Below are 26,038 nucleotides of genomic sequence, written 5' to 3'. Positions count from 1 at the left end.
GCATGATGCTAGAAGGAGGATTTCTATGCAAATTCATGTTGTATCTTCCGGCGATACATTATACAGTTTAGCTCAAGCGTACCGTATTTCCGCCCAGCAGCTAGCTGATTTAAATAATATTACTAATCCTAATCAATTAGTTGTTGGACAGACACTGTTAATGCCGACCTCGGATACTTATATTGTACAGTCAGGGGACTCCTTATGGACAATCGCCCAAAAGCTAAATATCCCTTATCAATCATTAGTAGCCGCTAACGAGAACCTGTCGGGCCAAACACTCCAACCAGGTATGACAGTGACATTGCCGCAGAAGAAAAAACAGCGGATTGTCGTTAACGGCTTTTTAGAGCCCAGCCAAAACGCTGTCTCCCATTTTCAAGAGGCGGAAGAGGCACTTACCTTTTTATCAATATTTAGTTATGAAGCTAAGGCGAACGGAAGCATCACACCCCCTGATAATGAGGCAGCGTTATTAGACGCCGTGAAAGAAAGCAGAACGCAGCCTTTAATGGTGCTGACGAATATTGCCAATGGAGAATTTGATCGTGATGTAGCTAAAGCTATTCTTTCGAGTACTTCCGTTCAAAACCAATTCATTCAAAATGTCATTAATGCCTTGAAAAATAAGGGTTATCGCGGTGTGAATATTGACTTTGAATTTCTTGGTAAAAATACAAGGAAGGCATATAATCGGTTTTTAAGAAGAATCACAGATCGCCTTCACAGGGAAAACTTTATTGTGTGCACATCCGTTGCCCCAAAGCTTAGCGGGCGGCAGACCGGAGCCTGGTATGAGGCACACGATTATGAGGCTCATGGTAAGATCGTTGATTATGTTATTCTTATGACTTATGAATGGGGATGGAGCGGCGGGCCGCCGATGCCAGTCAGCCCGATCACTCAAGTCCGCCGGGTTGTGAATTATGCAAGATCGGTCATTCCAAGGAAAAAAATTATTATGAGTATCCCGTTGTATGGTTATGATTGGACACTTCCATACGAAGAGGGAGGAGAGTTTGCCAAGGCAGTCAGCACTAACCAGGCCTATCAATTAGCAAGGCAGCATAATCGCAGCATTGATTATGACACAAAAGAAGAAGCACCTTTTTTCCATTACACAGCGCAAGACGGCAAAGAGCATATCGTATGGTTTGAGGACTTGCGAACCATGAGAGCGATGTTTCATATGGTAGACCAATACGATCTCGGCGGGATAAGCTTCTGGAATTTAGCCTTTCGCTATCCGCCGGTTTGGGCCTACCTTAATGATTATTTTGAGGTTAGAAAAGTTTGATAAGCAAACGAACCCCCCCAAGAATCTTGGGGGGGTTCATATTTAAAGGTTAATTTTCGGGCGTTTTGCCGGTATCATTTGTCCCGCCTTGGTTGTTGTTTGGATTGTTGGCTGTATCGCCGCCTTGATCATTTCCGGTTCCCGTGCCACCATTACCAGTGGTAGGTGGTGTCGGTGGTGTAGGCGGTGTAGGTGGTGTCGTCCCGTCATCCTTTGGCGGCGGGTATGTTGGACCGTCATTCCCGTTTGGCGGTGTGCCAGGCTGTTGATTATCGCCTGGGTTGTTATCATTTTTGCCCTTGTCCTTATTCTTGTTTTTATCCTTATTTTTATCTTTGTCTTTGTTTTTATTTTTATCTTTATTGTTCTGATCGTTCTTGTTGCCCGTATCTCCAGGTATTTTTATCTTAACCGTAGCCGGATTACTTGCGGTATATTTTGTATCACTGTCGCCGCTATTACCGGTCGGTGTGGCGGTGACAGAGAAGGTGTAATCCTGGCCGGGCTGCAGATTATTGATCTCTATACTTGTATCGCCAGTCGAACCAATAGAGTTAGTATTCTGGGCGATACCAAAGCTGACATTGTCCGTATTGCCGTAATTCCAGCTCAGCTTCAATTTTTGACCGCCTTGGTCATATTCAGCATGAAGGTTTGTAGGTTTCTTAAGCCTTTTGGACTTTTTTTCCTTCGGCTTGATATATGGCTTGTGGCCTTTCACATATAACTCGCTGCCAGGCAATGTACCGACTGAATTCGGCATTTTAAAGTCCGCTGTATCAGATGATGTCAAAGAGCTCATAATGGCGCTGAACGTTGATTGCGCGTAATGTGATTCCTGCTTCGATAAATAGGTGCCGTCGCTATCCTTTTTAGCCGGTGTGTATCCCGTCCAGACAGAGGTTGTCAGTTTTGGCGTATAACCAACGAACCAAGCGTCAAGCGCTCCGGTGTTTTCGGCGGAAGCAGAGATATTATGGTCTTTTGCATATTTATCCGTAATGTTAGTCGTTCCTGTTTTGCCGGCAAGAGGCACTCCAGAAATGTTCGCCCGTGTACCTGTGCCTGACGTGACGACATCCTTAAGCATGTCGGTTACCATGTAGGCAGTGTAGTCATGCATCGCCTTATGCTGCTTGTGATCAAGGTCAATTGTTTTGCCTTCAGGGAAAACAACTTTTTTCACCCCATAGGGTTCATTATAGACCCCGTCATTGCCGAAGGCGGCATAAGCCCCGGCCATTTGAAGTGGTGACGCACTAAATGAACCGATCGCGTAAGCTTCATAGACCGTCTTAAAGTTAAACCCTAATTTATCCGTAAAATCTTTCACATCATTCTCACCGGCTTTATCAATGACTTGCTGCAAGGTTTTAACTGCCGGTATGTTCCTGGATCTCGCCAGCGCTCTTCTTATTGTTTCTTCACCGTCGTATTGTCCATCCCAGTTGCCAAGCGGTGTCCCGTCTGAATAATGATGAGGTTCATCAACAATCTTATGTGCTGTAGACCATTTCAAATATTCAATGGCAGGACCGTAATCCATAATCGGCTTTGCTGTAGATCCAACACTATTATCAGAGTTAAGGGCCCAGTTAATGCCAGCTTTATAATGACGGCCGCCGCCAATGGCTCTTACTGCTCCCGTCTTGGTGTCAACCACAGAGACCCCGGCTTCGAAATTGTCTTGAACACCAGGGAAATTGGCATCGTTGTTCAGGACATCTTCAACACGCTGTTGTGCTTTTGGATCTAATGTCGTATAAATTTTAAGGCCGCCGTTATAAAAGTCATCATCAGTGATTACCTTTTTGACATCAACTAACTCATGATGGATGTAATTAACAAAGGCATTGTACTTTGATTTAGGCCTGTCAAGTTTATGGTGTCCTTTCAGTTCCTCTTCCATTGTCACTTTTTTTGCTTTCTCGGCTTCTGCCTTAGTAATGGCCTTGTGCTTAACCATTAGATTAAGCACAAGATCCCTACGCTCCTTCGCCGCCTCAGGGTGCCGAAGCGGATCATATGTGGTAGGTGCTTTTGGCAGAGCGGCCAGTGTTGCAGCTTGGGCAAGGGAGACATCTTCAATGTTTTTGCCAAAATAAACCTGTGACGCGGTTGCGACGCCATATGTGCTGCCTTCACCGAGATAAATCTTATTCAAATACATCTCGAGAATTTGTTTCTTGGTGTATTTTTGCTCAAGTTTAATCGATAGATAAGCTTCTTGTATTTTTCTCGTTAATGTCTTCCTTGGTGAAAGATACGAATTTTTTACAACTTGTTGCGTGATGGTACTCGCACCCTCAGCCCCGAACCCGTGCGTAATATTTGCGATAATAGCGCCGCCAATGCGATAAGGATCAATGCCAAAGTGTTTGTAAAAGCGGGCATCTTCAGTCGAAATAAAAGCATCCTGCACCACATCAGGGATTTTTTCAATTGGTGCATTGATCCGCTTTTCCCGATCGAACACCGTGTCAATTTTGTCTTTATTTTTATCGTAAATAATCGTCGACATCGGGTCACGAAGCTTGCTCGGATCCAAAGATGGGGCATTTTTTATAATTGCAAAGACTGTGATCGTGCCCGCAAGAATAAAAAATAGAAAAAGCAATAAGCAAATAAGAACGATTCTTCTAAAAAGACCCTTCTTTTTGCCCTTATTTTTCCCCTTTGGGTCCGCTTGAGCCTGACGTCTTTCCGTTCTTGATTTATATTCTGCCATAATTCAAATCCTACCTTTCCAGACGACAAATCTAAATCAAATTATAACATTCGTACGACTTCATAACTTATGACCAAATCATAAGTATACATCATTTAAGACTTTTAAGTAATCTATTCTAGGCAAATAACCTGAAGGAATGGAATGACCGCGTCGAACGACCTCTGCTTTGGGTATGGATTTCCTTCCGCCTTGATGCTGCAAATCCCAGTATTCAACAAGGATTCCCGCATCTAAAAGAAAGATATCACCGTCTGACGAAAATTTTACAATGATAAAACAAATGCCGCTATGTTTTTGTACATTTTTCATATGCGCCACCTGATGGCCATGGAAATTTTTAAGCGGCAATGATGATCTGTGACGGGTTTCCTTCGCCTCAAAATCAATATATTTCCCCTTGTAAAGTCCATTATAGTCCGTAGTAGACGCCTTTTTAAAATAAGCTTCAGTAATTTTTGCCGCACTCCGCTTTGGATAATCGACATTGACAATTTGAACAGGTGTCGGTTTCTTATGAATAACAGCAATATCGTTCGTTAAGTAATACTGATTAGAGATATTGATGTCTTCCTCTAATGTCATGCCTCGGTTGCCGTAAGTTACCGATTTTTGCCGGTTTAAGCCAATGCCTTGTTTGGGTTTACCCTTTAAATAGGGTTTTCCATTAGGATAAAACATCGTCAAGTCAAAACTCCTTTTGATGCTTTTATTAGTCAGCCGCATTTCCTTTACTATTATAACGTAAATGAAACTGAATAACGTTCCAACAATTTTGTGTCCAAAACCTTGTTAAAGGGTTTGTCTCCAATGTTACTATACCAAAATTCAAAATCAGCGAATACCTCAAATGGACGGTTTTGTCGAAAATCTACTTATAAATAAGAAAAAAGACTTTCTTTGCGGAAGCACCTCTTGTTTTGTCAGCCTTGCAGGTATAGAGGGGCGAATCACGAAAGTAATCTCATAAACATTTTTCGGTGACGAAAGGATGGTTTGTCATGAAAAAAGCAGGTGAGGGAATGCAAACTTCGGGCGGTGTTTCCATGGATGCTTATGAGTACCGGATGGATGTCTTGGAAGTGAAAATGGAGCAAATCGAAAGGAAAATCGCGAATAAAGCCGATGAAATTGTGTCTTTGCAAGTTCTCCAGCATCGGCAGGAGCTTGAGGATATTTACCAAACAATGCGGCGGATTGATCATCAAATTAAAGCTATTGACCGGGAACTGAGGACATTTTCTATCGGCCACAGGCCATTAGAAATGCAAGCAGATCAAAAAAGATCTAAGGATTCATTAAGACTAGGCAAAGGCCTATTCGGGACTTAAGGTGCGCCACAGCCGTGCCAGATCTCCAAAGATTTGATAACATGGACTTTGGGGGTGAGAGCATGGAAGATAACATGAAGGATAGATTAAAACAATTGACGATACAGTTAAAAGACTATAATAATAAAGCACATAGTCAATTTGTTGGGAGGACAAGGCAGGAAGGTTATAATGTTGACTTTTTCGGTGAAGTTAAACCCTTTGCTGACGATGTCCTTCGGCTTGTGGATGAATGGAAGCCGCTTGCACTGGAATGGGTCAAGCGGGATCATCCAAAATACGTGTATCCCATTCAAATTAATGACACGTATGATAATTTGACAATTATATCGGTGACAGCATTTCAAAAGGACACGCGCCGGCGCAGGTTTCTTGAAACAATCAAATCGATAGACTATGTTCTCGAGTCCATAGAAAAACAACTCTCTTAATAGATCGACAGGAATTTGATGAACACATAGATAAAGTATGGGACACCAAATATTAGTATCGCCTTAAACATGACATTCGTCAGCATTTCCAAAAGGTCTTCTGCTTTTAAATGAGGAAGTTTAATTAAAAATACATTCACTTTATTGAATAGACTCCGGTTTGGCTTAGCTTTTTCCATCACTTTTTCGGCTAGCATAAGCGATCCTCCTCAGGTTTTACTAGGTTAGTATAGTATATGGTTGTCCAGCCGAATTATGACTCATTAATAGAATAGAAAACAGCGGCCAAAGGAAAGGCCGCTGTTTTCTTTATACTTTAAGAATGTTTAAGTTCGCTAAAGCGAAAAAGCGGAATAAAGTATAAGGGCAACTAAGGCTTTCGCCATTAAAGCTTGGCGATAAGCCAAGTTTTCTTTAGTTAATCAGAAAGTATAACTTTCTGACGCACATAAGTGCAACTACGCCTCTGTCTTCACCAAAGGCTCGCCAATCGGCGAGTTTTCTTTATTGGGCATTCTCGATGGTTTCGATAACCTTAGGAATGTCGGTCGGTTTTAAATGATTGAATTCGGGTTTTCCGCTTTCCTTTAAAGCAATGGTCCTGCCGCTGATGACTGGATACAATCCTTGCCATCCCCCATTTAGATAATAAAGATCTTGATGGGGAAACTTTTTTATAAAAACAAGGTACACACCTTCGGCAATAGGGCCCGGGTATAGGGTATTTAGCGGGTTTTCAGGTTTTGGAAGAGGAAGGACACCTGTTGTAAGAAGATCCACTGATGTCTGTTGAGAGCCTTTATACATGTCCTTTATTGAAATGGGCTGTATGAAATTATAAAGCTGTCCACCCGTGACAGCATGATCAGTTCTAACTTGATGTTTCACATGTTCAAAACGTCCGAGAAATATCAGATCGGATGTCTTAACAAGCTCCTTGCTGTCTTTAATGGGTTTGCTTTTTATCACCATATGATTAAGGTCGATGGCAGAGGCGCTATGACTATGCAATAAAAAAGTGAAAATAATAATGAGCGTTACAAATGACTTATTTCTGGTAAACAAATGGTTCACCACACCTTTTTTTGGTTAGTTTATCAATTGATTGCTTCAATTATACTTGATAAGCCAAGTTTTCTTTATGTACAGCAGCGCCTCCTTATATTATTTATGAAGGCGCTGGCAGGGGGACGTATATGTGTGCACCCGGTTTTGGTATTTGGGGAGCGGGGCCGGTAAAGCCGCCGGTATTATATAAATTGGAAATCGGTTTAATCATTCCGGCACTCCCAACTTGTAAGACAGACGAATTGCTTAAACCATTAATTTTTAATTGATGAATATTAATTTCTTGATTAATAAAAAAGTTCATTGAGCGCACGCTCCATAACACGATTTAGTTATTCGCAAAGTTACTGGCGTCATTCAAGTCCGAGTCCATGGTATTTGTGCTGCTTAGCCCGTTATTTGTCTGCAAAAGATCCCCAGTATTAAATGAACCCGATCCACCGTAAGATTTTGCCGTGGATTTAGGTGATATATTCAGTGTATCGCCGACGGTAAAGTTTCCGCCGGATCCTATGGCGTTTATTTTTATCGGTCCTGCGATCGATGGCATAATAAGTCACCCTTTAATCACGAGTTATTCATTATCATATGAGAAAGATCGGGTTCGTGTTAGGGTTTTGTCTATAATTCTTTTGGCGGATTAATGAATTGCCGGACATTCTTAGTCCGTGCTTCACAATAAATGTCGCCTGTTGACCCAATTTCAACAACAGAAGCATTCGACACGGCAATAATACGCAAATGATCAACCTTGATGCTGCTATTCGGCTCGTTAACTATCGTCGTCTGCACGGGCTCGTAAATGTTTGCTTTTAAGAGGGGGACAAAGAACAAGTGATTTTGTAAAACAGCCTTTCTGCTATCGTAAAAGGGATACTCCCGTTGTACGGCAAAAACCTTACTTGAGGGTGTCAGCCGTCTGCTGTCACCTATTTCCAATACCGAACTTAAAGTCACCGAATCAATGTGTATATCGTGAACAAGGGATGGTCTGACCAACATTACATCGTACCTACAGGTGCTAGCGGAACTAATGATTCCCCAACAATTAGTGATTCTGGAGGAGTATCAAATATAGAAGATGAGCCGATGGTTTCAGCATCACCGATTAGAACAACCGAAGCAGATGCCACACCGATAATTCTGATGTTCTGAACACAAAGCTCTTTGTTTACTACATTAAAATTCATGCTTTTCACGCCTTTTCTTTGGTAAATAATCAATAAACATCTCAAAAGCCTTTTTGATGTCATTCTGAACTTGCAGGGTAACAGCCTGAACAAGCTCATCCCTTTGATGATATTGATCCTTATATTTTTTGATATAATAATCAATTCTAGGCTGCAATTGTTTTTGAATGTCACTGATAATAAATTGTCTGTAAGCATCATCCAATGGATAATTTTTATTTTCTTCAATGGCCGTGAGATCCTGGTAGGCCCGACCTCCTAGATAAGGCTGAAGACTAGCGGAGATTTCTTGCATTAAATCCCCATAATCATCCGACTGTTGACTAGGGAGGGGAGATTGGATGGTTTGATCATTAATCGTAAAGTCATCAAGGTCATCCAGATCTTTATCCGGATTCAGGCCAATGTTCAATGTCCCCTCAAGAGTATCTACTTTTAATTGATCAAAAGAGTAATTGACTGTAACGGGCTGTTTGTCATTTTCCATTTTGCCGATCGTTTGATTCAAATCATCAAGGGTTGCCTCAAGATGGCTAATACGCCGCTCTTGATTGCCAAGCAGGCTTTGCAATTGATGCAAATACGCATATAGATTTTGATCTGGATGCACAAATCATCACCTCACATCATCATATTATGCACTATGGTGGGCGGGCGTTAGCCTATATCGAAATTAATGTTAGCATTACACATTAAAAGCATTGGCTTGATCACTAAGATCGCGGTCGTTGGTAGTTGTAATATTATAGTTATTATGGTTGCGAAGATGGTCACCAGTATTGAATGACCCCGCACCTGCAAATGTTTTGGACTCGGCTTGTGGCGAGATGTTATAGACATCACCGATATTAAATACCGCACTGCTGGAAATTGCGGTAAGTTTTACGATTCCGACGATCGCTGGCATAATAGTCAACTTCCTTTAAATAATGTCCTTACCATAGTCTATGATCATAATGCCTAGGTGTTCTGGAACGAAAAGCAAAGCAGGCTGGAATGCTAACCAGCCTGCCACTGACAAAGAAAGAATTATTGCTTTCTTTCATATTCGGCCCTTTTTATAAAGTTCCTTTCATCCTCAATCAATCCGCAAGCTCCGCATTGCACTTTTCTTTCTGGCCCTTTATAAGGCAAATGAAAGGGGTCAAGATCAGCCATGCTGAACTCTTCAGTCACCTCACCGGAATCCGGATCTTTTTTTACCGCATTTGGAACCTGTTCGATAATATTAAATCTTGTTTTGTTTGTCTTACAGTTCGGACAGAGATAAGGATCACTCATGTCTGACACCTCCTCTAAGTTATTTTTGCCCATTTATTCTTGCCATATTAATAAAGAAGCACCTAAGGGTATTCCCCTAGGTGCTTAACTAGCATTTCGACTATGAATGTAATTCTTTTTCCATGGCATGAAATTGTTCTTTAACAGACGCTGACGGTTCTTTTGATAAAAGGCTGACAACGTAAACGGCGAGAAGACTCAAGAAGAACCCGGGGATCATTTCATATATTTTATCAGCCAACCCTGGAATTTGGAGCCAGATGATGACAGTTAATCCGCCGACAACCATTCCAGCGAGTGCTCCCCATTTGGTCATCCGCTTCCAATAGAGACTTAACAGAATGGCTGGACCAAACGCAGAGCCGAATCCAGCCCATGCATGCCCTACCAGTTCAAGAATGGTATCGTTAGGCGTATATGAGAGCCAAAAGGCAATAAGCGCTACAGCTAGCACTGCGAGTCTGCCGATTAATACGAGTTCCTTATCTGATGCATTGCGGCGCAAGAATGTTTTGTAAAAATCCTCTGTGACTGCACTGGATGTAACAAGCAATTGGGAGGAAATTGTGCTCATAATCGCTGCCAGCATCGCAGCGAGCAAGAATCCAGCAATATACGGATTAAACAGAACATTTGAAAACTGGATAAAAACAGTTTCGGGATTATTCAATTTTCCGCCGTGTTGAACAAAATAGGAAATACCGATCAGGCCGGTAGCTGATGCGCCAATAAGGGTGATAATCATCCAGCCGATCCCGATCCGGCGTGCAGCCTTTAGTTCCTTAACCGATTTTATGGCCATAAATCGGACAATGATGTGCGGCTGGCCAAAATAACCGAGACCCCAGGCAAACAAAGATATAATGCCGAGAAAGGATGTCCCTTTAAATAGGTTTAGAAGGGAGGGATCAACACTGCGAATATCCTCAACCATTGGTTGAAAGCCACCGATATCCGTAAACGCAACGATCGGCACCAGAATTAAGGCCACAAACATAATGGTACCTTGGACAAAGTCGGTCATACTTACCGCCAGAAAGCCGCCAAACAGCGTATAAGCCACAACGACGACCGTTGTTAAAATGAGACCTACCCTATAATCAAATCCGAATGCGCTTTCAAATAATGTTCCGCCTGACACCATCCCTGAGGATGTATAGAAGATAAAAAATATGAGAATGACAATCCCTGAAACGAGCCGGAGGATATTCTTTTTGTCCTCGAATCTGTTCTCCATATAATCCGGAATCGTAATCGAGTCGTTGGCGACCTCGGTATAGGTTCTGAACCGTGGGGCGAGAACCAAATAGTTCACATAAGCCCCAAGTGTTAAACCGATTGGAAGCCATAAGCTTGACATACCCGATGCATACATCGCTCCAGGCAAGCCCATAACCATCCAGCCGCTCATGTCAGAAGCACCTGCAGACAGCGCGGTGACCGCGGGACCCAATCCCCGGCCGCCAAGCATGTAGTCTGAGAGTGTGGATGTTTTCCTGTACGACCAATACCCAATTAACAACATGCCTATCATATAAATGCCTAATGAAACAATAACGCCAGTTTCCATCTTTTCTCCCCTTTTTCATAATTTTGATTTTTCCTTAAGCTCTTATTATACCAGTTTTATAGGGAACTGGCTTATTCAGAAATTTTATACTTCCCGAATAACTAAAAAAAATGCCGCAGTCTGTCTGATACAAACTGCGGCACTGCTGTCTGGCATTAACCTGTCATCTTTTGTTTCATTTCTTCAAATTGATTTTGAATGGTTGTGCCCGGGTTTTTTGTCATCATACTTACGACAATGACCGCAATTAGACTAAGGAAAAAGCCTGGTATCATTTCATAAAGGATATCAGTTAAACCAGGCACTTGAAGCCAGACAATGACGGTCACTCCGCCGACAATCATCCCAGCGAGTGCACCCCATTTCGTCATCTTCTTCCAATACACACTTAATAGAATGACGGGACCGAAAGCTGAACCAAATCCAGCCCATGCATGTCCGACAAGGCCTAAGATTGTGTCGTTTGGTGTATAAGCCAAAAAGATAGCGACAATGGCGACAAGTAATACAGCCATTCGTCCAACAAAAACCAATTCTTTATCGGATGCTTGCCGTCTAAAGAATGTTTTGTAAAAATCCTCAGTCACGGCACTTGATGTGACGAGAAGCTGTGACGAGATGGTACTCATAATGGCGGCAAGAATTGCTGCTAATAAGAAACCTGAAATGTAGGGGTTAAACAGGATATTAGAAAAGACAATAAAAACCGTTTCCGGGTCAGCAAGGTCGCGGCCGTTCTGAGAAAAGAATGCTCTGCCGACTAACCCGGTAAACAGAGCACCAATGATTGAAATAACCATCCAGCCAATCCCAATGCGGCGTGCTGTTTTTAATTCCTTAACAGAATTGATGGCCATAAACCGGACAATGATGTGCGGCTGGCCGAAATAACCCAATCCCCATGCCAGGAATGATATGATGCCAAGAACAGATGTCCCTGTAAAAAAGTTAAGCAAGGATGGATCAATATTTTTCAGTTCAGTAAACATGGTTTGTGTTCCGCCGATATCTGTTATTGCTACGACCGGGACCATTACCAGTGCGATGAACATAATGCAGCCTTGCACAAAGTCAGTCATACTGACGGCAAGAAATCCTCCGAAAAGGGTATAAGCGACAACGACAGCGACTGTGACGAACAACCCGATTTTGTAATCCAAATCAAAAGCACTTTGGAATAACCGGCCTCCAGATACGAGGCCTGCGGAAGCATACAATGTGAAAAATACTAAAATGACTATCCCTGAGACGAGCCTTAGCATCTTAGATGAATCGTGAAAGCGATTTTCTAAAAAGTCTGGTATAGTGATGGAATCATTAGCAATCTCTGTATAAGTTCTCAGCCTTGGAGCAAGCAAAATGTAGTTCATATAAGCGCCAATGGTTAAGCCGATCGCGACCCATGCGCTAGATACGCCCGTTGCATACATGGCACCGGGCAAACCCATGACCATCCAGCCGCTCATATCAGAAGCACCAGCCGACAGGGCTGTCACAGCTGGACCTAAGCCACGGCCACCTAACATATAATCTGATAAATTTGAGGTCCTTCTGTAGGACCAATAACCAATTAATAGCATCCCGACCATATAAATGCCGAGTGAAATAAAAACACCTAATTCCACCAAATCTCTCCTTCTTATTTTTTTGGCACCTGAATTTCTGCCAGCTGCCTCCGAACAAAGCATCAACGGTTATACACGGTAACATCCAGACTATAAACATTCAAGCGATAACCCGTGGACAATGCCTTTACCAATCAGCGTTTATGACTAATAGCTTGCTTATGAAATCGCTTACATCGGATAACCCAAGTAAAAATGTTTTGAAAATTCAATCGTGGGGAGATCATAGAAATTAAAAATTAATTGTTGTCATATGATCGGGAATGTATTATGGTAAAGGAAATAACTATATCATTCGTTTGTCCACTAGGGGTGCCGTTTGGCTGAGATAAGGTGAATCCTTGATCCCTTGGAACCTGATCTGGATCATTCCAGCGTAGGAAAGTGGTGTTTTTCCGGCTTTGTCACGAAGCTGTCCATTTGGCATAAACCCGCCGCTTTCCATGTTATGGAAAGCGGCTTTCTCATTTTCCGGCCCCTAGGGTTCAAATGTGTGATAAAAACTGAGGAGGCTATTAACAATGAGTAAAAAATTGAAGTTGAGTGATATTCTGGTCACTATAGTGATTGCTTTGGTGTTTGGCATCATCTACAAACTTTGGGGTCCTGTTTCAACCGTATTGAAGCCGCTTGGCTTCCAAATTGATCAGCTTGTATACGGTATGTGGTTCATGGCCGGCCCGGTGGCTATATTAATCACAAGAAAGCCGGGAACAGCTTTGCTTGCCGAAACGGCGGCTGCAATGGGCGAAGTCCTATTTGCCGGACAGGGCGGCATCATTAGCTTTTATTACGGCTTAGCACAAGGTCTGTTTGTTGAATTGGCTTTTCTTTTCTTCCGTTATAAGCGGTATGACATGCTTGTGACGGTTCTGTCGGGATTTGGCGCGGCGCTCGCATCATTAATTCTTGACATTGGTTTTGGTTATATTTTTGAGCTTGCTGGTTGGAATCTGGCGTTGAACATCATTTTCCGTTTTATCGGAGCGGGTCTCATATCCGGTGTATTTGCAGTCGTTCTTGTCAAAGCTCTTGATGCAACTGGCGTCACGTCACTCGTCAGACCGGTATCAAAGGATGATTATGATGTCCTTGATCAATAAGGGTTTTGGCGTAGAAAATCTTAGATTAGCCTTTCCGAAGCAAAAGGAGATGCTGTTAAAAGATTTAACCTGTCATTATAAAAAGGGAGAAAAGATACTGCTGCTCGGTCCATCAGGATGCGGAAAATCAACTTTAATGAAAGTGCTGTGCGGGTTGATCCCGCAAAGTATTGAAGTGCCTATGAAAGCTGATAACATGTCGATTCCGGATAAATGGGGCTATGTCTTTCAAGACCCTGATTCGCAATTCTGTATGTCTTACGTTGATGAGGAAATTGCATTTGTATTGGAAAATCAGCAAATTCCTCAAAATGACATGCCGGCTTTAATAGACAAATATCTTAAGGCCGTCGGGCTGGATCTTGAGAATTCCCACATGTTGATTCAGGAGTTGTCAGGCGGCATGAAGCAGCGCCTGGCAACGGCTTCAGCTCTTGCACTTGATCCGGATGTTCTGTTTTTGGATGAACCGACTGCCATGCTTGATCCAGAAGGAACAAGGGATTTATGGGAAACAGTCAGGCAGATTACCCATGGTAAAACGGTTGTTGTCGTCGAACATAAAATCGATCATATATTGGATTTTATTGACCGGATTATTTTATTTAATGAGAACGGGGAAATCATTACCGATGGACCAGCGGATGATATCCTAACCAACTATCAGAAGCAGTTGAAGGAATACGGCATATGGTACCCGGGAGTCTGGGAGGGTCGTTATGGTGAGACTGATATGGCGATTGACCCCCTTGAGCAGGCGGAACAACGAGTCTATATGAAACTTGACCATTTTACAGTCTATCGCAAGAAGCGTCCTAAAGTGAGTATCCCCGAACTGAGTATTGGACGGGGCGAGTGGGTAACCATTATCGGGGAAAATGGTGCCGGAAAAAGCACATTGCTAGAAGGCATGATGGATTTGTTGAAATATAAAGGTGAAAAAAGATGGTTTGTGGAAAATGACGAAACCAAAGTATCGTTTGTTTTTCAAAATCCTGAATTTCAGTTTGTAACGGATCGTGTTTCAGAAGAACTAGGATTTAGTTTGAACGTCAAAAACATGGATCCGGATAAGATTGAGAAAAAGGTGAAGGCGGAATTAATCAGATTTTCATTAAATAAACAAAAAGATCAGCATCCTTATCAGCTTTCAACAGGGCAAAAGCGCCGTCTGAGTGTAGCTAGCACCCTTATAGAGGAACCTACGGTGATTTTATTGGATGAGCCAACTTTTGGACAAGATGCAAAAAATACGTTTGAGCTTCTTGAGCTTTTTGAAGGCTTTAGGAAAAAAGGTGCGGCAATTGTTATGGTCACGCATGAAATGGAGATTGTTCACCGTTTTGCGACGCGGGCGATAAGGCTTGCTAATGGCAATATAGACGAAGATAAATTGACAGCACGGGGACGGAGACAAGTGGATGGGGAGGATGGATATGGACAGAAATTGGATCATTCGCAGCACATGGTTTTATAATGTCAATCCGGCACTCAAGTTTGGGGTGATCGCCGCCCTGTTCATCGTTGGGCTTTTCATTCACAATCTTAACACGATGATCTGGCTGACTGGCTGCTTTTTTGTAAGCTATCTACTTTTTACAGGACTCGCGAAGATGATATCATTTTGGCTTTTATTTACAGCATTCATTCTAGCAATTTTAAGTTCGACAACAATGATTTTTTTCGGGAAAGGGGATCATGTTTTATTTCAATGGCATTTTCTCATTATTTCCGAAGAAAGCCTTGCACGGGGGCTGCATATCGGGCTAAGGACCTTTTTATACACAGTGATAGGGATGCTGTTTGCTACAACGACGAGACCTGTCCAGTTCTTCTATTCATTAATGCAGCAAATCAAATGCCCGCCAAAATATGCTTACGGTTTTCTAGCGGCGTTTCGCATGCTGCCGATCATGTATGAGGAATTTTATACGATTCGAGCGGCGATGAAGGTTAGAGGGATGGACAGGAAAAAGGGGATCAAAGCGCGTTACACAAAAATAAAAAGGTACGCGATTGCCTTGCTTTCCCAATCGATCCGCAGAGCACAGCGGACAGCCGTTGCAATGGAAGCGAAAAGATTCTCCGAAACCAGCGGGCGTACCTATTACTACATCATGACTTATAGCCGTTACGATCTGGTGTTCATCATCACAATCGCCGGTTTAGTCGCGGCAGCCTTTTGGCTGTCCGTCGCATTTCCGTTTACGCCATATACCAATGTATTGGAGTAGAGGAAGCTGCGAAGCTTTTAGGGGGATGCGCGCCTAATGGTTTTTTCACATGAATGCATACAAAAAGAGACAGCGGGTGCTGTCTCTTTTATAACAAATTCATATTTGACGGTGAATTAGGTATAATGTCTTTTTTTACAGTGAGATATTTTGCTGGTGAATCAGGTATAATGTCTTTCTTTTTGCTATAACGATTGTCAGTATGTAATAGTGTTAAAGTTAGGCTAAGTACAAAAGAAGAAATAATTATTAATAACACTATATTTTTGTATAGTTTTTTTGACATAGAGTATCCTCCCAATATTATCATTTGCCTCGTAAAGAAACCTTCTTTCTAGCTTGACTACTTAATCGATAATATTCTGACGCCTTTTTATAATCCTCTATCTCTTCATATAATTCAGCAAGGCTTATACCATAATTTTTAACATACTCCCACAATCCCTGGTCTACATAGTATAAAATAGCTTCTTCTAAAACTGTTTTTATGTCATTTGTATTTAGGTATTCTGCTTCTAAAATGGAAAACTCGTAATTATATATTTGATTATTTGTTTTGGCTACAATCTCTTTTCCTTTATCAAGCCAGAACATACCTTTTGAAATGTTTCCAACCTTAAAATATTCTTCTGCTAAGGAAAACAAGATAGGTAAACGATACTCTGTCACATTTTCAAGGCCTAATTCGTAAAAATGAATGGCCTTAACAGAGTCGCCCTTTTTTGCTAATAATCTACCAGTATTCACATTTACAATACGAATATGTTGGTGATCTTCAATTTTTTCATAACAAACTTTTGCGGATTCATAAAATTCAAGTCCCTGATCAAACATCTTTAGGTCCTTATAACATGCACCTAAGAGTACCTTACAATCAGCTACTCTTTTTTCAAATTCGTCGTATTGCTTAAATATTTTCATTGCTCGATTGGCGCACTGTATTCCTGTTGTAAGGTAATCTAAATGGAAATAAACAGAACCCATTTTATAATGAAATTCGGCAAGTTCGATTTCATCATTTAGTTCCATTAATTCATTCTCAGCCTTTAAATAGTTTTCCAGTGCTTCATCTAAATGGTCTTGATCGTACGCATATTGCCCCTTGAAGAAGTGATAATAATATGTAAGCTTGCCATTTATGTCAGGTTTAAAACTTTCAATCCGCTCAAGTAATACTTGTGCTTTGTCAAATTGCTCCAATAAGATATGGTACCGGAAGTCATAAAGCAAAAACTCTAGGAAATAGGGTTGATTTTCTTCTAATTCAACCTCATCCCCGATTTTCTTCTTGATAGCCCTGGCATTTTCTATATTTTGTGCCCTAAGGTTGTGATACCATGTTTTGAGCAAGGGTTCGGCATTGTTTTTTACAGTATTGGTTTGCACATCCAATCAATCACCCTCCTTTTCAAAAATGTTAGAATATTTACATCTACGTTATAATTTTAACATTATAATCCAACGTTGACTTTGGGAAAACTATTAAATTAACCCTCGTATTTCATAGGGAATACACGTTCTTTTTTCTAAAAATAATGAGAGACAATTCACAATTGAAGTTCAATAAAGAAAACTCGCCGATTGGCGAAGACAGAGGCGTAGTTGCGACGCACAGGACGTGCTAGTACTGGCGTTGTAACAGGATGTTACGCCTTTAGCCAATGCACTTATGTGCGTCAGAAAGTTATACTTTCTGATTAACAGAAAAAAATCACCAACCGGTGTTGGTGATCAATGAAGAGACTTCTTATTGATCTTTTTTACTCAGGACGACGACAACCAACATGCTAAAGTTAATCATCAGCAACAACGCTTCATAAACACTCATGAAAATCGCCTCCTTAATCCTATTTTCAACACATTCCAACTTGTCCTATACATGGAAAGTAAACTTTTTCTCATATCAAAGCTGGCGTTCTCCGAATCACCATGGCCACCTACCAATTCTCCGAACAGGAAAGCATATTTTGACGACATTTTGTCATAATCATGGCATGACAAAGCATAAAGATTGAAGTGTAGCACATATCATTAAATTCGTAACACAAAGGTTTCTAATTCGTTCAGAAATTAAATTTAAGGAGTGAGGCAACATGGGGCATCATCATGATTTTAGCTGGCATTATCAAGATTTTAATGAGGACCGGCCAATGCGGATCGGGATTGGGGGACCGGTTGGATCTGGGAAAACAGCTTTGGCCAAAGCACTTTCTACTGTTTTGCGTGATAAATATACAATCGGTGTTATTACGAACGATATTTATACAAAGGAAGATGCAGAAGACGTCCAAAGGAGCGGTGTTCTGCCAAGCGACCATGTCATTGGAGTAGAGACGGGAGGTTGCCCGCATACGGCAATTCGTGAAGACGTTTCGATGAATTTCGAAGCTGTAGAGCAATTAACAGAGCGAATCGAAAACTTAGACCTTATTTTTATCGAAAGCGGCGGAGACAACTTGGCCGCGGCATTCAGCCCTGAACTAGCAGACATCTTTATTTATATCATTGATGTCGCCCAAGGCCAAGACATTCCTAGAAAAGGGGGCCCGGGTCTCACACAATCGGACCTGTTAGTTGTAAATAAAATCGAACTTGCCCCTTACGTTGGTGTTGATCTTGATGAAATGAGAGGAGATTGCGAAATACACCGTAAAAATCTTCCCAGCATTTTCGCAAATGTAACAAAAGGTGTCGGCGTGCCGACCATCGCCGATTGGATTGAGAAAGAGTATAGTGGCAGAGGGGTAAAATAGCAAAGTAAGGTAAAAAGAGGGAGGAGAAAAACAATCGGCTTTAACGTATTATTAAAAAGACGATTGTGTTCTTTTCCCCCCTTTTAATCTATAAAGGAGGTTAGGAGAGGATGTTAAAGGAGTCTTTGAAAAAACATACGTGGGTACGGTATGGCGCCATTGTTGTCGTGTTACATGTCATAGGCATTTTATTTTTATTTATAGGGGCAAAAGATCACCCAATCCTTTTGGGAATGGGCTTTGTAGCCTATACCTTAGGTTTGCGCCATGCTTTTGATGCCGATCACATTGCGGCGATTGACAATACCGTTCGTAAATTACTGCAACAGGGTAAAGATCCAGTGGGAGTAGGCTTTTATTTCTCCCTTGGCCATTCCAGTGTTGTTTTTTTAATGGCGGTCATTCTCGGCATCTCTGTTCATTGGGCAAAAAAAGAATTGCCTCAAATGCAAGAAGTAGGCGGCATTATTGGCATCACCGTATCCGGTTGTTTTTTGCTTATTATCGGGTTAATGAACTTGGTGATTTTGATCGGGTTATTTAAGATCTTTATGAACATGCGTAAAGACAGTTATGATAAGGATGAGGTCGAAAAGCTATTGGTATCAAGAGGCTTTATGGTCCGTTTTGCCGGCCCGCTTTTTAAGTTTATTAATAAGAGCTGGCATGTTTATCCATTGGGCTTTTTATTCGGTCTCGGTTTTGATACGGCGAGTGAAGTGGCGCTATTGGCTTTATCTGCTGGAGCAGCCAAAAGCACCATCCCGTTTCTTGGCATTTTAGCCCTTCCGATTTTATTTGCCGCCGGAATGAGTGCGATGGACACAGCGGACGGAGTCTTTATGAAATCAGCGTACAATTGGGCCTTTTCCACACCGTTACGAAAAATGTATTATAATCTCACCGTAACAGTTGTGTCTGTAGCGGCGGCCTTATTAATTGGAATGATCGAATTAGCGCAAGTCCTGTCTGCTAAATTACATCTCCAAGGCGGACTTTGGCTTTGGGTTCAGCAATTAGATTTTGGCTGGCTCGGTTACGCATTAGTCAGCTTATTTATCTTATCTTGGCTCATTTCTTATGCGATTTGGAAACTGTTTCGAATCGAGGAACGCTGGGGATCTAAGGTTTCAGGGTAAAAATAGAAAAGCGTATTGCACTGGATTAAGAATTAAAGGGACAGCGTGATCACGCCGTCCCTTTAATTCTTTTTATTTCTTTTTAAAATTAGTGATACGGTATAATCTTATAAAAGTTCACTTCAATTATGACAACTTATTTTATAAGATATTAGTAGGGTTAAAACAATAGGAAATGGGAGGGGAATCATTTGACATACAGTAAATTAAAACGTTTCGGGATCTCCATGGACGAGAAGCTTTTGCTGGAATTTGATAAACTTATTAAAGATAAAGGCTATGAAAACCGGTCAGAAGCTGTACGGGATTTAGTCCGACGGAACCTTGTTGAGGAAGCGTGGGAAAATGAGGAGGAAATTGTCGCAGGAAGCATTCTCTTATTCTATGATCATCATCAGCGTGATCTTCTTCAAGAACTTACAAGTGTTCAACACGGCAAGCATGATCTCATCATGGCTACGACCCATTTTCATCTTGATGAAGCTTATTGCCTTGAACTGATTGTAGTTAAAGGCACGGCAAAAGATCTAAAAAAATTGAGTGATCAAATGATATGCCTCCGTGGCGTAAAATTCGGCAAACTAACGATTAGTCCTTTTACAGGTTAGGATGTTTTGAGAAATAATGTGTCCATAACCTAATACATAAGGGGAGAAGATTAATATGAAAAGAACAAAGTTATTCGTGATTTTTGGTCTTTTGTCATTAATGATTGCCGGTTGCAGCAATGCAAACGATAGTTCCTTAGGTGGTGATACCGCAGGAAAAAGCACATCTAACAAAGGAACAGAAATAACAGTTTCCGCTGCAGCAAGTTTGACAGACGCCTTGACTAAAGTGATTCATCAATACGAGAAACAGTCGAATACGACAGTTCATGTCAATTTTGCCTCATCGGGGAAGCTTGAAAAGCAGATTGAGCAAGGTGCTCCGACAGATGTGTTTCTTTCTGCTTCGAAAAGTAAAATGAAAGCCTTGTTAAAGCGGAATTTGATTGACAAAAATCATAAAGCAGACCTTCTCAAAAATAAACTGGTTTTAATTATCCCAAAAGGGTCAAATAAAGAGATTCAATCGTTCGCCGATTTAAAAAAACAGACCATACAAAAAGTAGCAGTTGGCATTCCCCAAACGGTTCCAGCGGGAAGATACGCAAAGGAAACATTGCAAACCTTGCACCTATGGCAACCGCTTCAGAAGAAGATCGTTCAAGCCAATGATGTCCGTCAAGTCCTGCGTTATGTGGAAGACGGCAATGTTGATGCCGGCATTGTTTACAAAAGTGATGCATTAATTTCCGACAAAGTGAAGATTATTAAGATAGCTGGGGAATCGACACATACCCCGATTACTTATCCTGTCGCCGTCATTGCCGGGACCAATCATCCGAAAGCAGCCATATCATTTTACAAGTATCTACAAACAAAAAGGGTATTAAAACTATTTGATCACTACGGTTTTTCTTCCATTCATTGATGAAAGGTCATGAATTTATGAGTATTTTTCAATCATCTGAATTTTGGTCACCGATTTGGACATCCTTACAGGTTGCCATTACAGCTGAAATCATTGTGCTATGTCTCGGCATTCTTGCAGCCAAATGGATGGCAAAAAGCCGATTCCGAGGGAAGGTTGTCATTGAAACATTTCTTATGTTGCCGATTGCTTTGCCGCCTTCCGTTGTCGGGTTCGGTCTGCTTGTTTTATTTGGCAATCAAAGTCTTATTGGTCAATTGATTAACTGGCTTTTTCACCAACCAATTATCTTTACAAAAGCAGCAGCGGTAGTAGCCGTTACGGTGATTGCTTTTCCGCTGATGTTCCAATCGGTGAAAAACGGATTTGAAGCGGTTGATGGTGATATTGAAGACGCTGCGAGAATTGATGGGGCGGGGGAAGGCAGGCTTTTCATTTCAATTATCCTCCCGAATGCTTATCCGGCGATTTTAACCGGCGTCATATTAAGCTTTGCAAGGGCCCTTGGTGAATTTGGGGCAACCCTAATGTTTGCCGGTAACATTCCGGGAAAAACACAAACGATTCCAACGGCGATCTATGTGGCAATTGATGGCCATCATATGACGCTGGCCTGGTTGTGGGTGATTTCGATTGTGATCGTTTCTTTCTTGCTCCTTTCCATTGTATATGGCCGCCCGAAAAAACTAAGTTGATGTGATCTTTTCTTTTAGTATAAGTGAACGCCCTAGACATATGTATAATAATGACTTTTTAAAAAGGCCAGTCAGGGAGGGTTTTGCAAGTGGATGCCATTGGACGAAAGCGTCACTAGAAAAGATGGCCGGATAGGGTTAATGGAACGGATAAATATGTGAATGATGATGTTTCAAGTGAAGAGAAAATTAACGAATGGCTGGACTCTAATCTTTGCCGCTGCACAAGTTATCAGGAAATTAAAGAAGCGCTATATGCTCTTCTTCCTGATGTTACTAAGGGGAAGGATAATTATGGACACCATCTATGACATTTTATCATCACTCGACCGGCATCAATCTAAAAAAGCGGTACTTGCAACAATTATTCATGTGTACGGCTCGTCTTATCGAAAAGAAGGGACATCCATGGTCATATTTGAGGATTCTACTTATACCGGAGTCTTAACAGCAGGTTGTTTGGAAGCGGATTTAATTGAACGTTCCAAGACATTATTGAAACAGAAGCAAGCCTTCCAGCTGTACACATATGATCTTCGGTCTGAGAATGATTTATCATGGGGAAGGGGAGCCGGCTGCAACGGCAGGATCCAAATCATTCTAGAACCCATTGATCAATTATTTCAAGAACAGCTTTTCACCCTGTATGACCACTTGCGGAATGGCAGGCCGGTGCTATCAATTAGAAAACTATCCCTTGATTATTCAAAAATAGAAAGGACATTTATACCTTACGAATACGAAGAACGGACCAAGCGATGGTTTGGCCAGCAAATAGACGGGGCCGACGATTTTTTATGTGCACCAAAACCGTATAAAAAATACAGCGGACTTAGAAAAAAGAATAAGGACGATCTTGAATTCCAGCAATTGTATTGGCCGCAGCCTAATTTATATATTATTGGGGCGGGTGTTGATGCGAAACCGCTTGCGGATACGGCTTCCAGAACCGGCTTTCAAGTTCATATCATTGATTGGCGTCCGGCACTATGCAATAAGGAATACTTCCCGTCGGTTTCTCATTTTCATATCAGATCATTTGACCAAGGTTTTCAAGATATAGGAATGACGCCATTGGACTCCGTTATGGTCATGACGCATCAATTTGAACAAGACAAAGAAGCTTTAAGAGATTTGCGCCATAGAGACCTTTTTTACCTGGGTGTATTGGGACCCAAGAAGCGGACAACACGTTTGCTAGAGGGGGAGCGTCCAGCGGGAAATTTGGATTCACCGGCGGGCTTAGACATCGCCGCCGAAGGCCCGAATGAAATTGCAATAAGTATCTTAGCAAAGGTGATCGGACGAATGAGAAAAGAGGGGGAACAGCCCCATGCATGATTATGGTGTCGCGGGTATCCTTTTAGCTGCCGGGAAAAGTACACGTATGGGAAAGAATAAGCTGGCATTGCCATTTAAGGAACTAACAATTGGTTCCCATTCTTTTCAATCTGCGGCTAGATCACGTCTGCAGCACCTATTTGTCGTTACCAAAAAGGCTGATTCCCTTAATTGGCTGATCCCTTGTCAACCGCGGGTGAATTCAGTCCCTTGGTCACAAAAGACATGTCCTGATGCCGTAAAAGGGCAATCTTATTCGATTAAATGCGGCATTAAGGCTGCGATGGATAGCAGGTCAGAAGCTGTGATTATCATGCTTGCTGATCAGCCCTGTGTAACGATTGCCCTTATTAATTCATTAATTCTTACATTCGAATGGGAAAAACAATTGGGGAACGATATCTTATATGTCGCAACTAAGCACAACGGAGTCATTCAGCCGCCTATCCTTTTTACAACACGAGCTTACCCCGAATTGTTAAAATTAGAGGGAGATAAAGGCGCACGTTATTTATTAAAACATAAAATGTTTGATAGGGGGGTCATCATGAACTGGGATGATCCCATGTGTTTTTTTGACGTTGATACGGAAGTTCAATACCGTATCCTAATATCACGTTAAGTTTCCTTGATGCGTTTTGCCGACTTTAAAGTTATTTACTAACTTACGGACGTCGTTGTCGATGCTCATACGGTATCTGCTGGCCTGATCCGTAACAGGAAGGGGAAGTGACCATTGCATCATTTTTTTCTTTTTGACATTCTGACTTTGTCCCCATTCATCAATATATCTCGATAATTGCGACATATAATCAGACCAGAAGACCCGTTCTTCTTGTGTCATGGTTCCGGAATTGGACCAATCTTTGAACGTCTGGCTGATATTACAAAGATAGAGCATGCCGTTTTCTAACATCTTGGTATTATGCATATAAGTTTTGAGTTCCTTATGTTGATCTTTCGCATAAATATTAAAAAATAAGTTTTTGCTTGATTGCCTAAGTTGTTTTGTTGTTTTCTGGAGATCATTAAATAATGTTTTTACACCTTGCCCGGTATCCTTGGTGTTTGTCGAAAATGTGTTAGTTTTAAGCCAAAAGCTAAGGTTTGCAGCATAATCCGATAACTGGGATGTGAAATGTTCAAAGGCTTTTACTGATTTATTAAAATCATTTTTTGGCAAAATAACGAGAAGGAAAAGCACTGCAATGGAGGCACCGATCACTGTATCTCTCATCCGGTCAATCCCATACTCGGGAGATTTATGTGTCAGAGCAAAAACAAGGACGATACTTAATGCGACTTCACGGATTGTCAGGTCATCGAGCTTTAACATTTTGGCAATCGCCAGACTAAAGAGCATGATCAAGGTAATTCCCCAATATTGGCCCCCGAGATAAGTAATGGCCAATACAATGATTAAAATCCCTAAAACAGTTCCTAAAACCCTTTTGAATGTGAAAGTCAGTGATCCTTTTGTTGTGGCTTGCAGGCATAAGATTAAAGTAATCGGAGCTAAAAAAGGGTGTTTTGTCCCAGCTAACTTGGCTAACTCCCATGATATGCCAGACCCTAATCCCGTTTTCCAAACAATACTTGTACGATGTAAAAATTCAAGAATTTTATGATACCAAGCTGTGTTCAATTTCAATCCTCCCCTGAAGGTGAATGTACTTTTCGACTTTTTTAGGATATGGTATTTAGCAAAGATTTATTAAACCAAAGAAAACTCGCCGATTGGCGAGCCTTTGGTGAAGACAGAGGCGTAGTTGCGACGCACAGTACGTGCTAGTACTGGCGTTGTAACAGGATGTTACGCCTTTAGCCAGTGCACTTATGTGCGTCAGAAAGGCTACTGCGTGAACATGCTTCTAAGCTGCCTTGCGACGGAGCGAAGAGGAGGAGCACACTTAGTGCTGATTAACTAAAGAAAACCGCAAGATTTCTTTATAGAAACCTTGCGGCCGGGATACGATCAATTATTAAAGGCATTATTTGCATCATTAATATCTGCATCATACGTATTCGTCACACTAAATAAGTTATTTTCAATATGGAAATCTCCCGTACTAAATCCACCCGCACCGGAAAATGTCTTTGAAACTGACTTAGGAGCCACGTTCAAAGTGTCTCCAAAGGTAAGGGTGCCGGCAACGGTATTTATCTTAACAGCTCCAACAATCGAAGGCAATGTTATCACACCTTTTATGAGGTGATATGGATATTGCCCTGTTTAACAAAAGGCTACCTATCCATTACAACGTTTGCGTCATTAACATCGGGATCGAACGTATTTGTTTCCGAGTAAATAGTATTTTGCACATGAAAATCACCGGTCCTTGACCCGCCCGATCCGGAAAGAAACTTAATTTCCCCCTTTGGTGCTAAATTGGCAGTATCTCCAAAGTTAACTGATCCGGAAACAAAATTGGCTTTAAAAGCTTTAACAATTGCAGGCATATTACCCCTCCTATTTTTGTTAATGATTCCCAACGTTGTTTGCATCATTAATATCGGCATCAAATGAATTCGTCATACTAATAACATTGGTTTCAAGATGGAAATCACCTGTACCAAAGCCTCCTGAACCGGTGTATGTTTTTGCGACTTCTTTGGGAGCCACATTTAATGTATCTCCGAAATTTACGGCACCGGAAACTGTATTGACCTTAACTGGTCCAACAATGGAAGGCAATGTCATCGCCCCTTTTTTAAAAATTTTATATTTTTACTGCTTATCCGTTATCGTGTTAAAGCCGGGACTTTCGTTATTAAA

At 41.5% G+C, this 26,038-nt stretch carries 34 protein-coding genes and 1 riboswitch; of the genes, 14 read left to right on the top strand and 20 right to left on the bottom strand.

Features of this window, described 5'->3' with window-relative positions; translation table 11 throughout:
* The first annotated feature begins 25 nt into the window (after positions 1-25).
* A complete protein-coding gene (locus EV207_RS02125) occupies positions 26-1,297 on the top strand; it encodes a glycoside hydrolase family 18 protein (RefSeq protein WP_132743168.1) in 1,272 nt (423 codons plus the stop codon).
* 49 nt (positions 1,298-1,346) lie between these two features.
* Here EV207_RS02125 and EV207_RS02120 read toward each other — a convergent pair whose 3' ends face one another.
* Complete coding sequence (locus EV207_RS02120; RefSeq protein WP_132743166.1) at positions 1,347-4,025, bottom strand: PBP1A family penicillin-binding protein; 2,679 nt, start codon at positions 4,023-4,025, stop codon at positions 1,347-1,349.
* A gap of 78 nt (positions 4,026-4,103) precedes the next feature.
* Positions 4,104-4,712 carry a Holliday junction resolvase RecU gene (gene recU / locus EV207_RS02115; protein ID WP_424511336.1) on the bottom strand — a complete coding sequence of 203 codons (609 nt, stop codon included), beginning with the start codon at positions 4,710-4,712 and terminating at the stop codon, positions 4,104-4,106.
* 314 nt (positions 4,713-5,026) lie between these two features.
* Here recU and EV207_RS02110 point away from each other — a divergent pair, with 314 nt between their 5' ends.
* Positions 5,027-5,356, top strand: a complete 330-nt coding sequence (locus EV207_RS02110) for a hypothetical protein (RefSeq protein ID WP_132743164.1) — start codon at positions 5,027-5,029, stop codon at positions 5,354-5,356.
* Positions 5,357-5,418: 62 nt separating this feature from the next.
* Positions 5,419-5,787: a YppE family protein gene (locus tag EV207_RS02105; RefSeq protein WP_132743162.1), complete on the top strand. Its 369-nt coding sequence runs from the start codon at positions 5,419-5,421 to the stop codon at positions 5,785-5,787.
* Here the strand turns inward: EV207_RS02105 and EV207_RS02100 are convergent.
* The 11 genes from EV207_RS02100 to putP (EV207_RS02050) form a co-directional block, all read right to left on the bottom strand.
* Entirely contained in the window at positions 5,784-5,984 is a 201-nt protein-coding gene (locus tag EV207_RS02100) for a hypothetical protein (RefSeq protein WP_132743160.1), read from the bottom strand. The genes EV207_RS02105 and EV207_RS02100 overlap by 4 nt on opposite strands.
* A 307-nt stretch (positions 5,985-6,291) precedes the next feature.
* Positions 6,292-6,852 carry a hypothetical protein gene (locus tag EV207_RS02095; RefSeq protein WP_132743158.1) on the bottom strand — a complete coding sequence of 187 codons (561 nt, stop codon included), beginning with the start codon at positions 6,850-6,852 and terminating at the stop codon, positions 6,292-6,294.
* A gap of 103 nt (positions 6,853-6,955) precedes the next feature.
* Positions 6,956-7,159 (bottom strand): spore germination protein GerPB, encoded by a 204-nt coding sequence (locus EV207_RS02090; RefSeq protein WP_132743156.1) that lies wholly within the window; start codon positions 7,157-7,159, stop codon positions 6,956-6,958.
* A gap of 24 nt (positions 7,160-7,183) precedes the next feature.
* Positions 7,184-7,405 (bottom strand): spore germination protein, encoded by a 222-nt coding sequence (locus EV207_RS02085; RefSeq protein WP_132743154.1) that lies wholly within the window; start codon positions 7,403-7,405, stop codon positions 7,184-7,186.
* A 71-nt stretch (positions 7,406-7,476) separates the two neighbouring features.
* Positions 7,477-7,857: a spore germination protein GerPE gene (locus EV207_RS02080; protein WP_132743152.1), complete on the bottom strand. Its 381-nt coding sequence runs from the start codon at positions 7,855-7,857 to the stop codon at positions 7,477-7,479.
* Positions 7,857-8,045 carry a spore gernimation protein GerPD gene (locus tag EV207_RS02075; protein WP_132743150.1) on the bottom strand — a complete coding sequence of 63 codons (189 nt, stop codon included), beginning with the start codon at positions 8,043-8,045 and terminating at the stop codon, positions 7,857-7,859. The genes EV207_RS02080 and EV207_RS02075 overlap by 1 nt, the downstream gene beginning before the upstream one ends.
* The gene (gene gerPC / locus EV207_RS02070) at positions 8,035-8,655 is read right to left on the bottom strand and encodes a spore germination protein GerPC (protein ID WP_132743148.1); all 621 of its coding nucleotides are present in this window, start codon (positions 8,653-8,655) and stop codon (positions 8,035-8,037) included. The genes EV207_RS02075 and gerPC overlap by 11 nt, the downstream gene beginning before the upstream one ends.
* A 75-nt stretch (positions 8,656-8,730) precedes the next feature.
* Complete coding sequence (locus tag EV207_RS02065) at positions 8,731-8,952, bottom strand: spore germination protein (RefSeq protein WP_132743146.1); 222 nt, start codon at positions 8,950-8,952, stop codon at positions 8,731-8,733.
* A gap of 122 nt (positions 8,953-9,074) precedes the next feature.
* Positions 9,075-9,326, bottom strand: coding sequence for a DNA alkylation repair protein (locus EV207_RS02060; protein ID WP_132743144.1), 252 nt, complete (start codon positions 9,324-9,326; stop codon positions 9,075-9,077).
* A gap of 100 nt (positions 9,327-9,426) precedes the next feature.
* A complete protein-coding gene (gene putP, locus EV207_RS02055) occupies positions 9,427-10,896 on the bottom strand; it encodes a sodium/proline symporter PutP (protein ID WP_132743142.1) in 1,470 nt (489 codons plus the stop codon).
* Positions 10,897-11,051: 155 nt separating this feature from the next.
* Positions 11,052-12,521 carry a sodium/proline symporter PutP gene (gene putP / locus EV207_RS02050; RefSeq protein WP_132743140.1) on the bottom strand — a complete coding sequence of 490 codons (1,470 nt, stop codon included), beginning with the start codon at positions 12,519-12,521 and terminating at the stop codon, positions 11,052-11,054.
* Positions 12,522-12,819: 298 nt separating this feature from the next.
* Positions 12,820-12,921, top strand: a riboswitch (TPP riboswitch).
* Positions 12,922-13,042: 121 nt separating this feature from the next.
* Between putP (EV207_RS02050) and EV207_RS02045 the strand changes: the two genes are divergently transcribed.
* From EV207_RS02045 to EV207_RS02035, 3 genes are read left to right on the top strand one after another with little or no spacing between them, the layout of a single operon-like run.
* The gene (locus tag EV207_RS02045) at positions 13,043-13,624 is read left to right on the top strand and encodes an ECF transporter S component (RefSeq protein WP_132743138.1); all 582 of its coding nucleotides are present in this window, start codon (positions 13,043-13,045) and stop codon (positions 13,622-13,624) included.
* Entirely contained in the window at positions 13,605-15,101 is a 1,497-nt protein-coding gene (locus EV207_RS02040; RefSeq protein WP_132743136.1) for an ABC transporter ATP-binding protein, read from the top strand. The genes EV207_RS02045 and EV207_RS02040 overlap by 20 nt, the downstream gene beginning before the upstream one ends.
* Positions 15,061-15,858, top strand: coding sequence for an energy-coupling factor transporter transmembrane component T family protein (locus tag EV207_RS02035; protein ID WP_132743134.1), 798 nt, complete (start codon positions 15,061-15,063; stop codon positions 15,856-15,858). The genes EV207_RS02040 and EV207_RS02035 overlap by 41 nt, the downstream gene beginning before the upstream one ends.
* Before the next feature lie 88 nt (positions 15,859-15,946).
* On the opposite strand, the gene EV207_RS02030 is transcribed toward EV207_RS02035, so the two are convergent.
* From EV207_RS02030 to EV207_RS23835, 3 genes are all read right to left on the bottom strand, one after another.
* Positions 15,947-16,144, bottom strand: coding sequence for a hypothetical protein (locus tag EV207_RS02030; protein ID WP_132743132.1), 198 nt, complete (start codon positions 16,142-16,144; stop codon positions 15,947-15,949).
* Positions 16,145-16,164: 20 nt separating this feature from the next.
* Complete coding sequence (locus EV207_RS02025) at positions 16,165-17,244, bottom strand: response regulator aspartate phosphatase (RefSeq protein WP_243646921.1); 1,080 nt, start codon at positions 17,242-17,244, stop codon at positions 16,165-16,167.
* A gap of 361 nt (positions 17,245-17,605) precedes the next feature.
* Positions 17,606-17,686: a putative holin-like toxin gene (locus tag EV207_RS23835; protein WP_424511342.1), complete on the bottom strand. Its 81-nt coding sequence runs from the start codon at positions 17,684-17,686 to the stop codon at positions 17,606-17,608.
* A 265-nt stretch (positions 17,687-17,951) separates the two neighbouring features.
* Between EV207_RS23835 and ureG the strand changes: the two genes are divergently transcribed.
* The 8 genes from ureG to EV207_RS01985 all read left to right on the top strand — a co-directional run bounded on the left by ureG (position 17,952) and on the right by EV207_RS01985 (position 23,884).
* A complete protein-coding gene (gene ureG, locus EV207_RS02020; protein ID WP_132743128.1) occupies positions 17,952-18,611 on the top strand; it encodes an urease accessory protein UreG in 660 nt (219 codons plus the stop codon).
* A 110-nt stretch (positions 18,612-18,721) separates the two neighbouring features.
* Positions 18,722-19,750, top strand: a complete 1,029-nt coding sequence (locus tag EV207_RS02015) for a HoxN/HupN/NixA family nickel/cobalt transporter (protein WP_132743126.1) — start codon at positions 18,722-18,724, stop codon at positions 19,748-19,750.
* Between the two features lie 191 nt (positions 19,751-19,941).
* Positions 19,942-20,358, top strand: a complete 417-nt coding sequence (nikR, locus tag EV207_RS02010) for a nickel-responsive transcriptional regulator NikR (protein WP_132743124.1) — start codon at positions 19,942-19,944, stop codon at positions 20,356-20,358.
* A 55-nt stretch (positions 20,359-20,413) separates the two neighbouring features.
* Complete coding sequence (modA, locus tag EV207_RS02005; protein WP_132743122.1) at positions 20,414-21,226, top strand: molybdate ABC transporter substrate-binding protein; 813 nt, start codon at positions 20,414-20,416, stop codon at positions 21,224-21,226.
* A 17-nt stretch (positions 21,227-21,243) separates the two neighbouring features.
* Positions 21,244-21,921, top strand: coding sequence for a molybdate ABC transporter permease subunit (gene modB / locus EV207_RS02000; protein ID WP_132743120.1), 678 nt, complete (start codon positions 21,244-21,246; stop codon positions 21,919-21,921).
* Positions 21,922-22,079: 158 nt separating this feature from the next.
* The gene (locus EV207_RS23830) at positions 22,080-22,232 is read left to right on the top strand and encodes a 2Fe-2S iron-sulfur cluster-binding protein (protein WP_132743118.1); all 153 of its coding nucleotides are present in this window, start codon (positions 22,080-22,082) and stop codon (positions 22,230-22,232) included.
* Positions 22,177-23,262 carry an XdhC family protein gene (locus tag EV207_RS01990; RefSeq protein WP_132743116.1) on the top strand — a complete coding sequence of 362 codons (1,086 nt, stop codon included), beginning with the start codon at positions 22,177-22,179 and terminating at the stop codon, positions 23,260-23,262. Before EV207_RS23830 ends, EV207_RS01990 begins: the two co-directional genes overlap by 56 nt.
* Positions 23,255-23,884, top strand: coding sequence for a nucleotidyltransferase family protein (locus EV207_RS01985; RefSeq protein WP_132743114.1), 630 nt, complete (start codon positions 23,255-23,257; stop codon positions 23,882-23,884). The genes EV207_RS01990 and EV207_RS01985 overlap by 8 nt, the downstream gene beginning before the upstream one ends.
* On the opposite strand, the gene EV207_RS01980 is transcribed toward EV207_RS01985, so the two are convergent.
* From EV207_RS01980 to EV207_RS01965, 4 genes are all read right to left on the bottom strand, one after another.
* Positions 23,876-24,907, bottom strand: coding sequence for an FUSC family protein (locus tag EV207_RS01980; protein ID WP_165886807.1), 1,032 nt, complete (start codon positions 24,905-24,907; stop codon positions 23,876-23,878). The genes EV207_RS01985 and EV207_RS01980 overlap by 9 nt on opposite strands.
* A gap of 330 nt (positions 24,908-25,237) precedes the next feature.
* Complete coding sequence (locus EV207_RS01975; protein WP_424511335.1) at positions 25,238-25,462, bottom strand: spore germination protein; 225 nt, start codon at positions 25,460-25,462, stop codon at positions 25,238-25,240.
* Between the two features lie 44 nt (positions 25,463-25,506).
* Positions 25,507-25,722, bottom strand: a complete 216-nt coding sequence (locus tag EV207_RS01970) for a spore germination protein (protein ID WP_132743108.1) — start codon at positions 25,720-25,722, stop codon at positions 25,507-25,509.
* A 19-nt stretch (positions 25,723-25,741) separates the two neighbouring features.
* The gene (locus EV207_RS01965; RefSeq protein ID WP_424511334.1) at positions 25,742-25,963 is read right to left on the bottom strand and encodes a spore germination protein; all 222 of its coding nucleotides are present in this window, start codon (positions 25,961-25,963) and stop codon (positions 25,742-25,744) included.
* Positions 25,964-26,038: the final 75 nt, after the last annotated feature.

The organism is Scopulibacillus darangshiensis (assembly GCF_004341035.1).
Lineage (GTDB): Bacteria > Bacillota > Bacilli > Bacillales > Sporolactobacillaceae > Scopulibacillus > Scopulibacillus darangshiensis.
The sequence above is the reverse complement of the archived record's forward strand: the minus strand, read 5'-3'. Positions and strand labels throughout refer to the sequence as shown.

Excerpts from the sequence above, each read along its gene's own strand:
- EV207_RS02125 (WP_132743168.1), top strand. The coding sequence starts at position 26 with ATGCAAATTCATGTTGTATCTTCCGGCGATACATTATACAGTTTAGCT.
- EV207_RS02120 (WP_132743166.1), bottom strand. The coding sequence starts at position 4,025 with ATGGCAGAATATAAATCAAGAACGGAAAGACGTCAGGCTCAAGCGGAC.
- EV207_RS02110 (WP_132743164.1), top strand. The coding sequence starts at position 5,027 with ATGAAAAAAGCAGGTGAGGGAATGCAAACTTCGGGCGGTGTTTCCATG.
- EV207_RS02105 (WP_132743162.1), top strand. The coding sequence starts at position 5,419 with ATGGAAGATAACATGAAGGATAGATTAAAACAATTGACGATACAGTTA.
- EV207_RS02100 (WP_132743160.1), bottom strand. The coding sequence starts at position 5,984 with ATGCTAGCCGAAAAAGTGATGGAAAAAGCTAAGCCAAACCGGAGTCTA.
- EV207_RS02090 (WP_132743156.1), bottom strand. The coding sequence starts at position 7,159 with ATGAACTTTTTTATTAATCAAGAAATTAATATTCATCAATTAAAAATT.
- EV207_RS02085 (WP_132743154.1), bottom strand. The coding sequence starts at position 7,405 with ATGCCATCGATCGCAGGACCGATAAAAATAAACGCCATAGGATCCGGC.
- EV207_RS02080 (WP_132743152.1), bottom strand. The coding sequence starts at position 7,857 with ATGTTGGTCAGACCATCCCTTGTTCACGATATACACATTGATTCGGTG.
- EV207_RS02075 (WP_132743150.1), bottom strand. The coding sequence starts at position 8,045 with ATGAATTTTAATGTAGTAAACAAAGAGCTTTGTGTTCAGAACATCAGA.
- EV207_RS02065 (WP_132743146.1), bottom strand. The coding sequence starts at position 8,952 with ATGCCAGCGATCGTCGGAATCGTAAAACTTACCGCAATTTCCAGCAGT.
- EV207_RS02060 (WP_132743144.1), bottom strand. The coding sequence starts at position 9,326 with ATGAGTGATCCTTATCTCTGTCCGAACTGTAAGACAAACAAAACAAGA.
- putP (WP_132743142.1), bottom strand. The coding sequence starts at position 10,896 with ATGGAAACTGGCGTTATTGTTTCATTAGGCATTTATATGATAGGCATG.
- EV207_RS02045 (WP_132743138.1), top strand. The coding sequence starts at position 13,043 with ATGAGTAAAAAATTGAAGTTGAGTGATATTCTGGTCACTATAGTGATT.
- EV207_RS02040 (WP_132743136.1), top strand. The coding sequence starts at position 13,605 with ATGATGTCCTTGATCAATAAGGGTTTTGGCGTAGAAAATCTTAGATTA.
- EV207_RS02035 (WP_132743134.1), top strand. The coding sequence starts at position 15,061 with ATGGACAGAAATTGGATCATTCGCAGCACATGGTTTTATAATGTCAAT.
- EV207_RS02030 (WP_132743132.1), bottom strand. The coding sequence starts at position 16,144 with ATGTCAAAAAAACTATACAAAAATATAGTGTTATTAATAATTATTTCT.
- EV207_RS23835 (WP_424511342.1), bottom strand. The coding sequence starts at position 17,686 with ATGAGTGTTTATGAAGCGTTGTTGCTGATGATTAACTTTAGCATGTTG.
- ureG (WP_132743128.1), top strand. The coding sequence starts at position 17,952 with ATGGGGCATCATCATGATTTTAGCTGGCATTATCAAGATTTTAATGAG.
- EV207_RS02015 (WP_132743126.1), top strand. The coding sequence starts at position 18,722 with ATGTTAAAGGAGTCTTTGAAAAAACATACGTGGGTACGGTATGGCGCC.
- modA (WP_132743122.1), top strand. The coding sequence starts at position 20,414 with ATGAAAAGAACAAAGTTATTCGTGATTTTTGGTCTTTTGTCATTAATG.
- modB (WP_132743120.1), top strand. The coding sequence starts at position 21,244 with ATGAGTATTTTTCAATCATCTGAATTTTGGTCACCGATTTGGACATCC.
- EV207_RS01990 (WP_132743116.1), top strand. The coding sequence starts at position 22,177 with ATGCTCTTCTTCCTGATGTTACTAAGGGGAAGGATAATTATGGACACC.
- EV207_RS01985 (WP_132743114.1), top strand. The coding sequence starts at position 23,255 with ATGCATGATTATGGTGTCGCGGGTATCCTTTTAGCTGCCGGGAAAAGT.
- EV207_RS01970 (WP_132743108.1), bottom strand. The coding sequence starts at position 25,722 with ATGCCTGCAATTGTTAAAGCTTTTAAAGCCAATTTTGTTTCCGGATCA.
- EV207_RS01965 (WP_424511334.1), bottom strand. The coding sequence starts at position 25,963 with ATGACATTGCCTTCCATTGTTGGACCAGTTAAGGTCAATACAGTTTCC.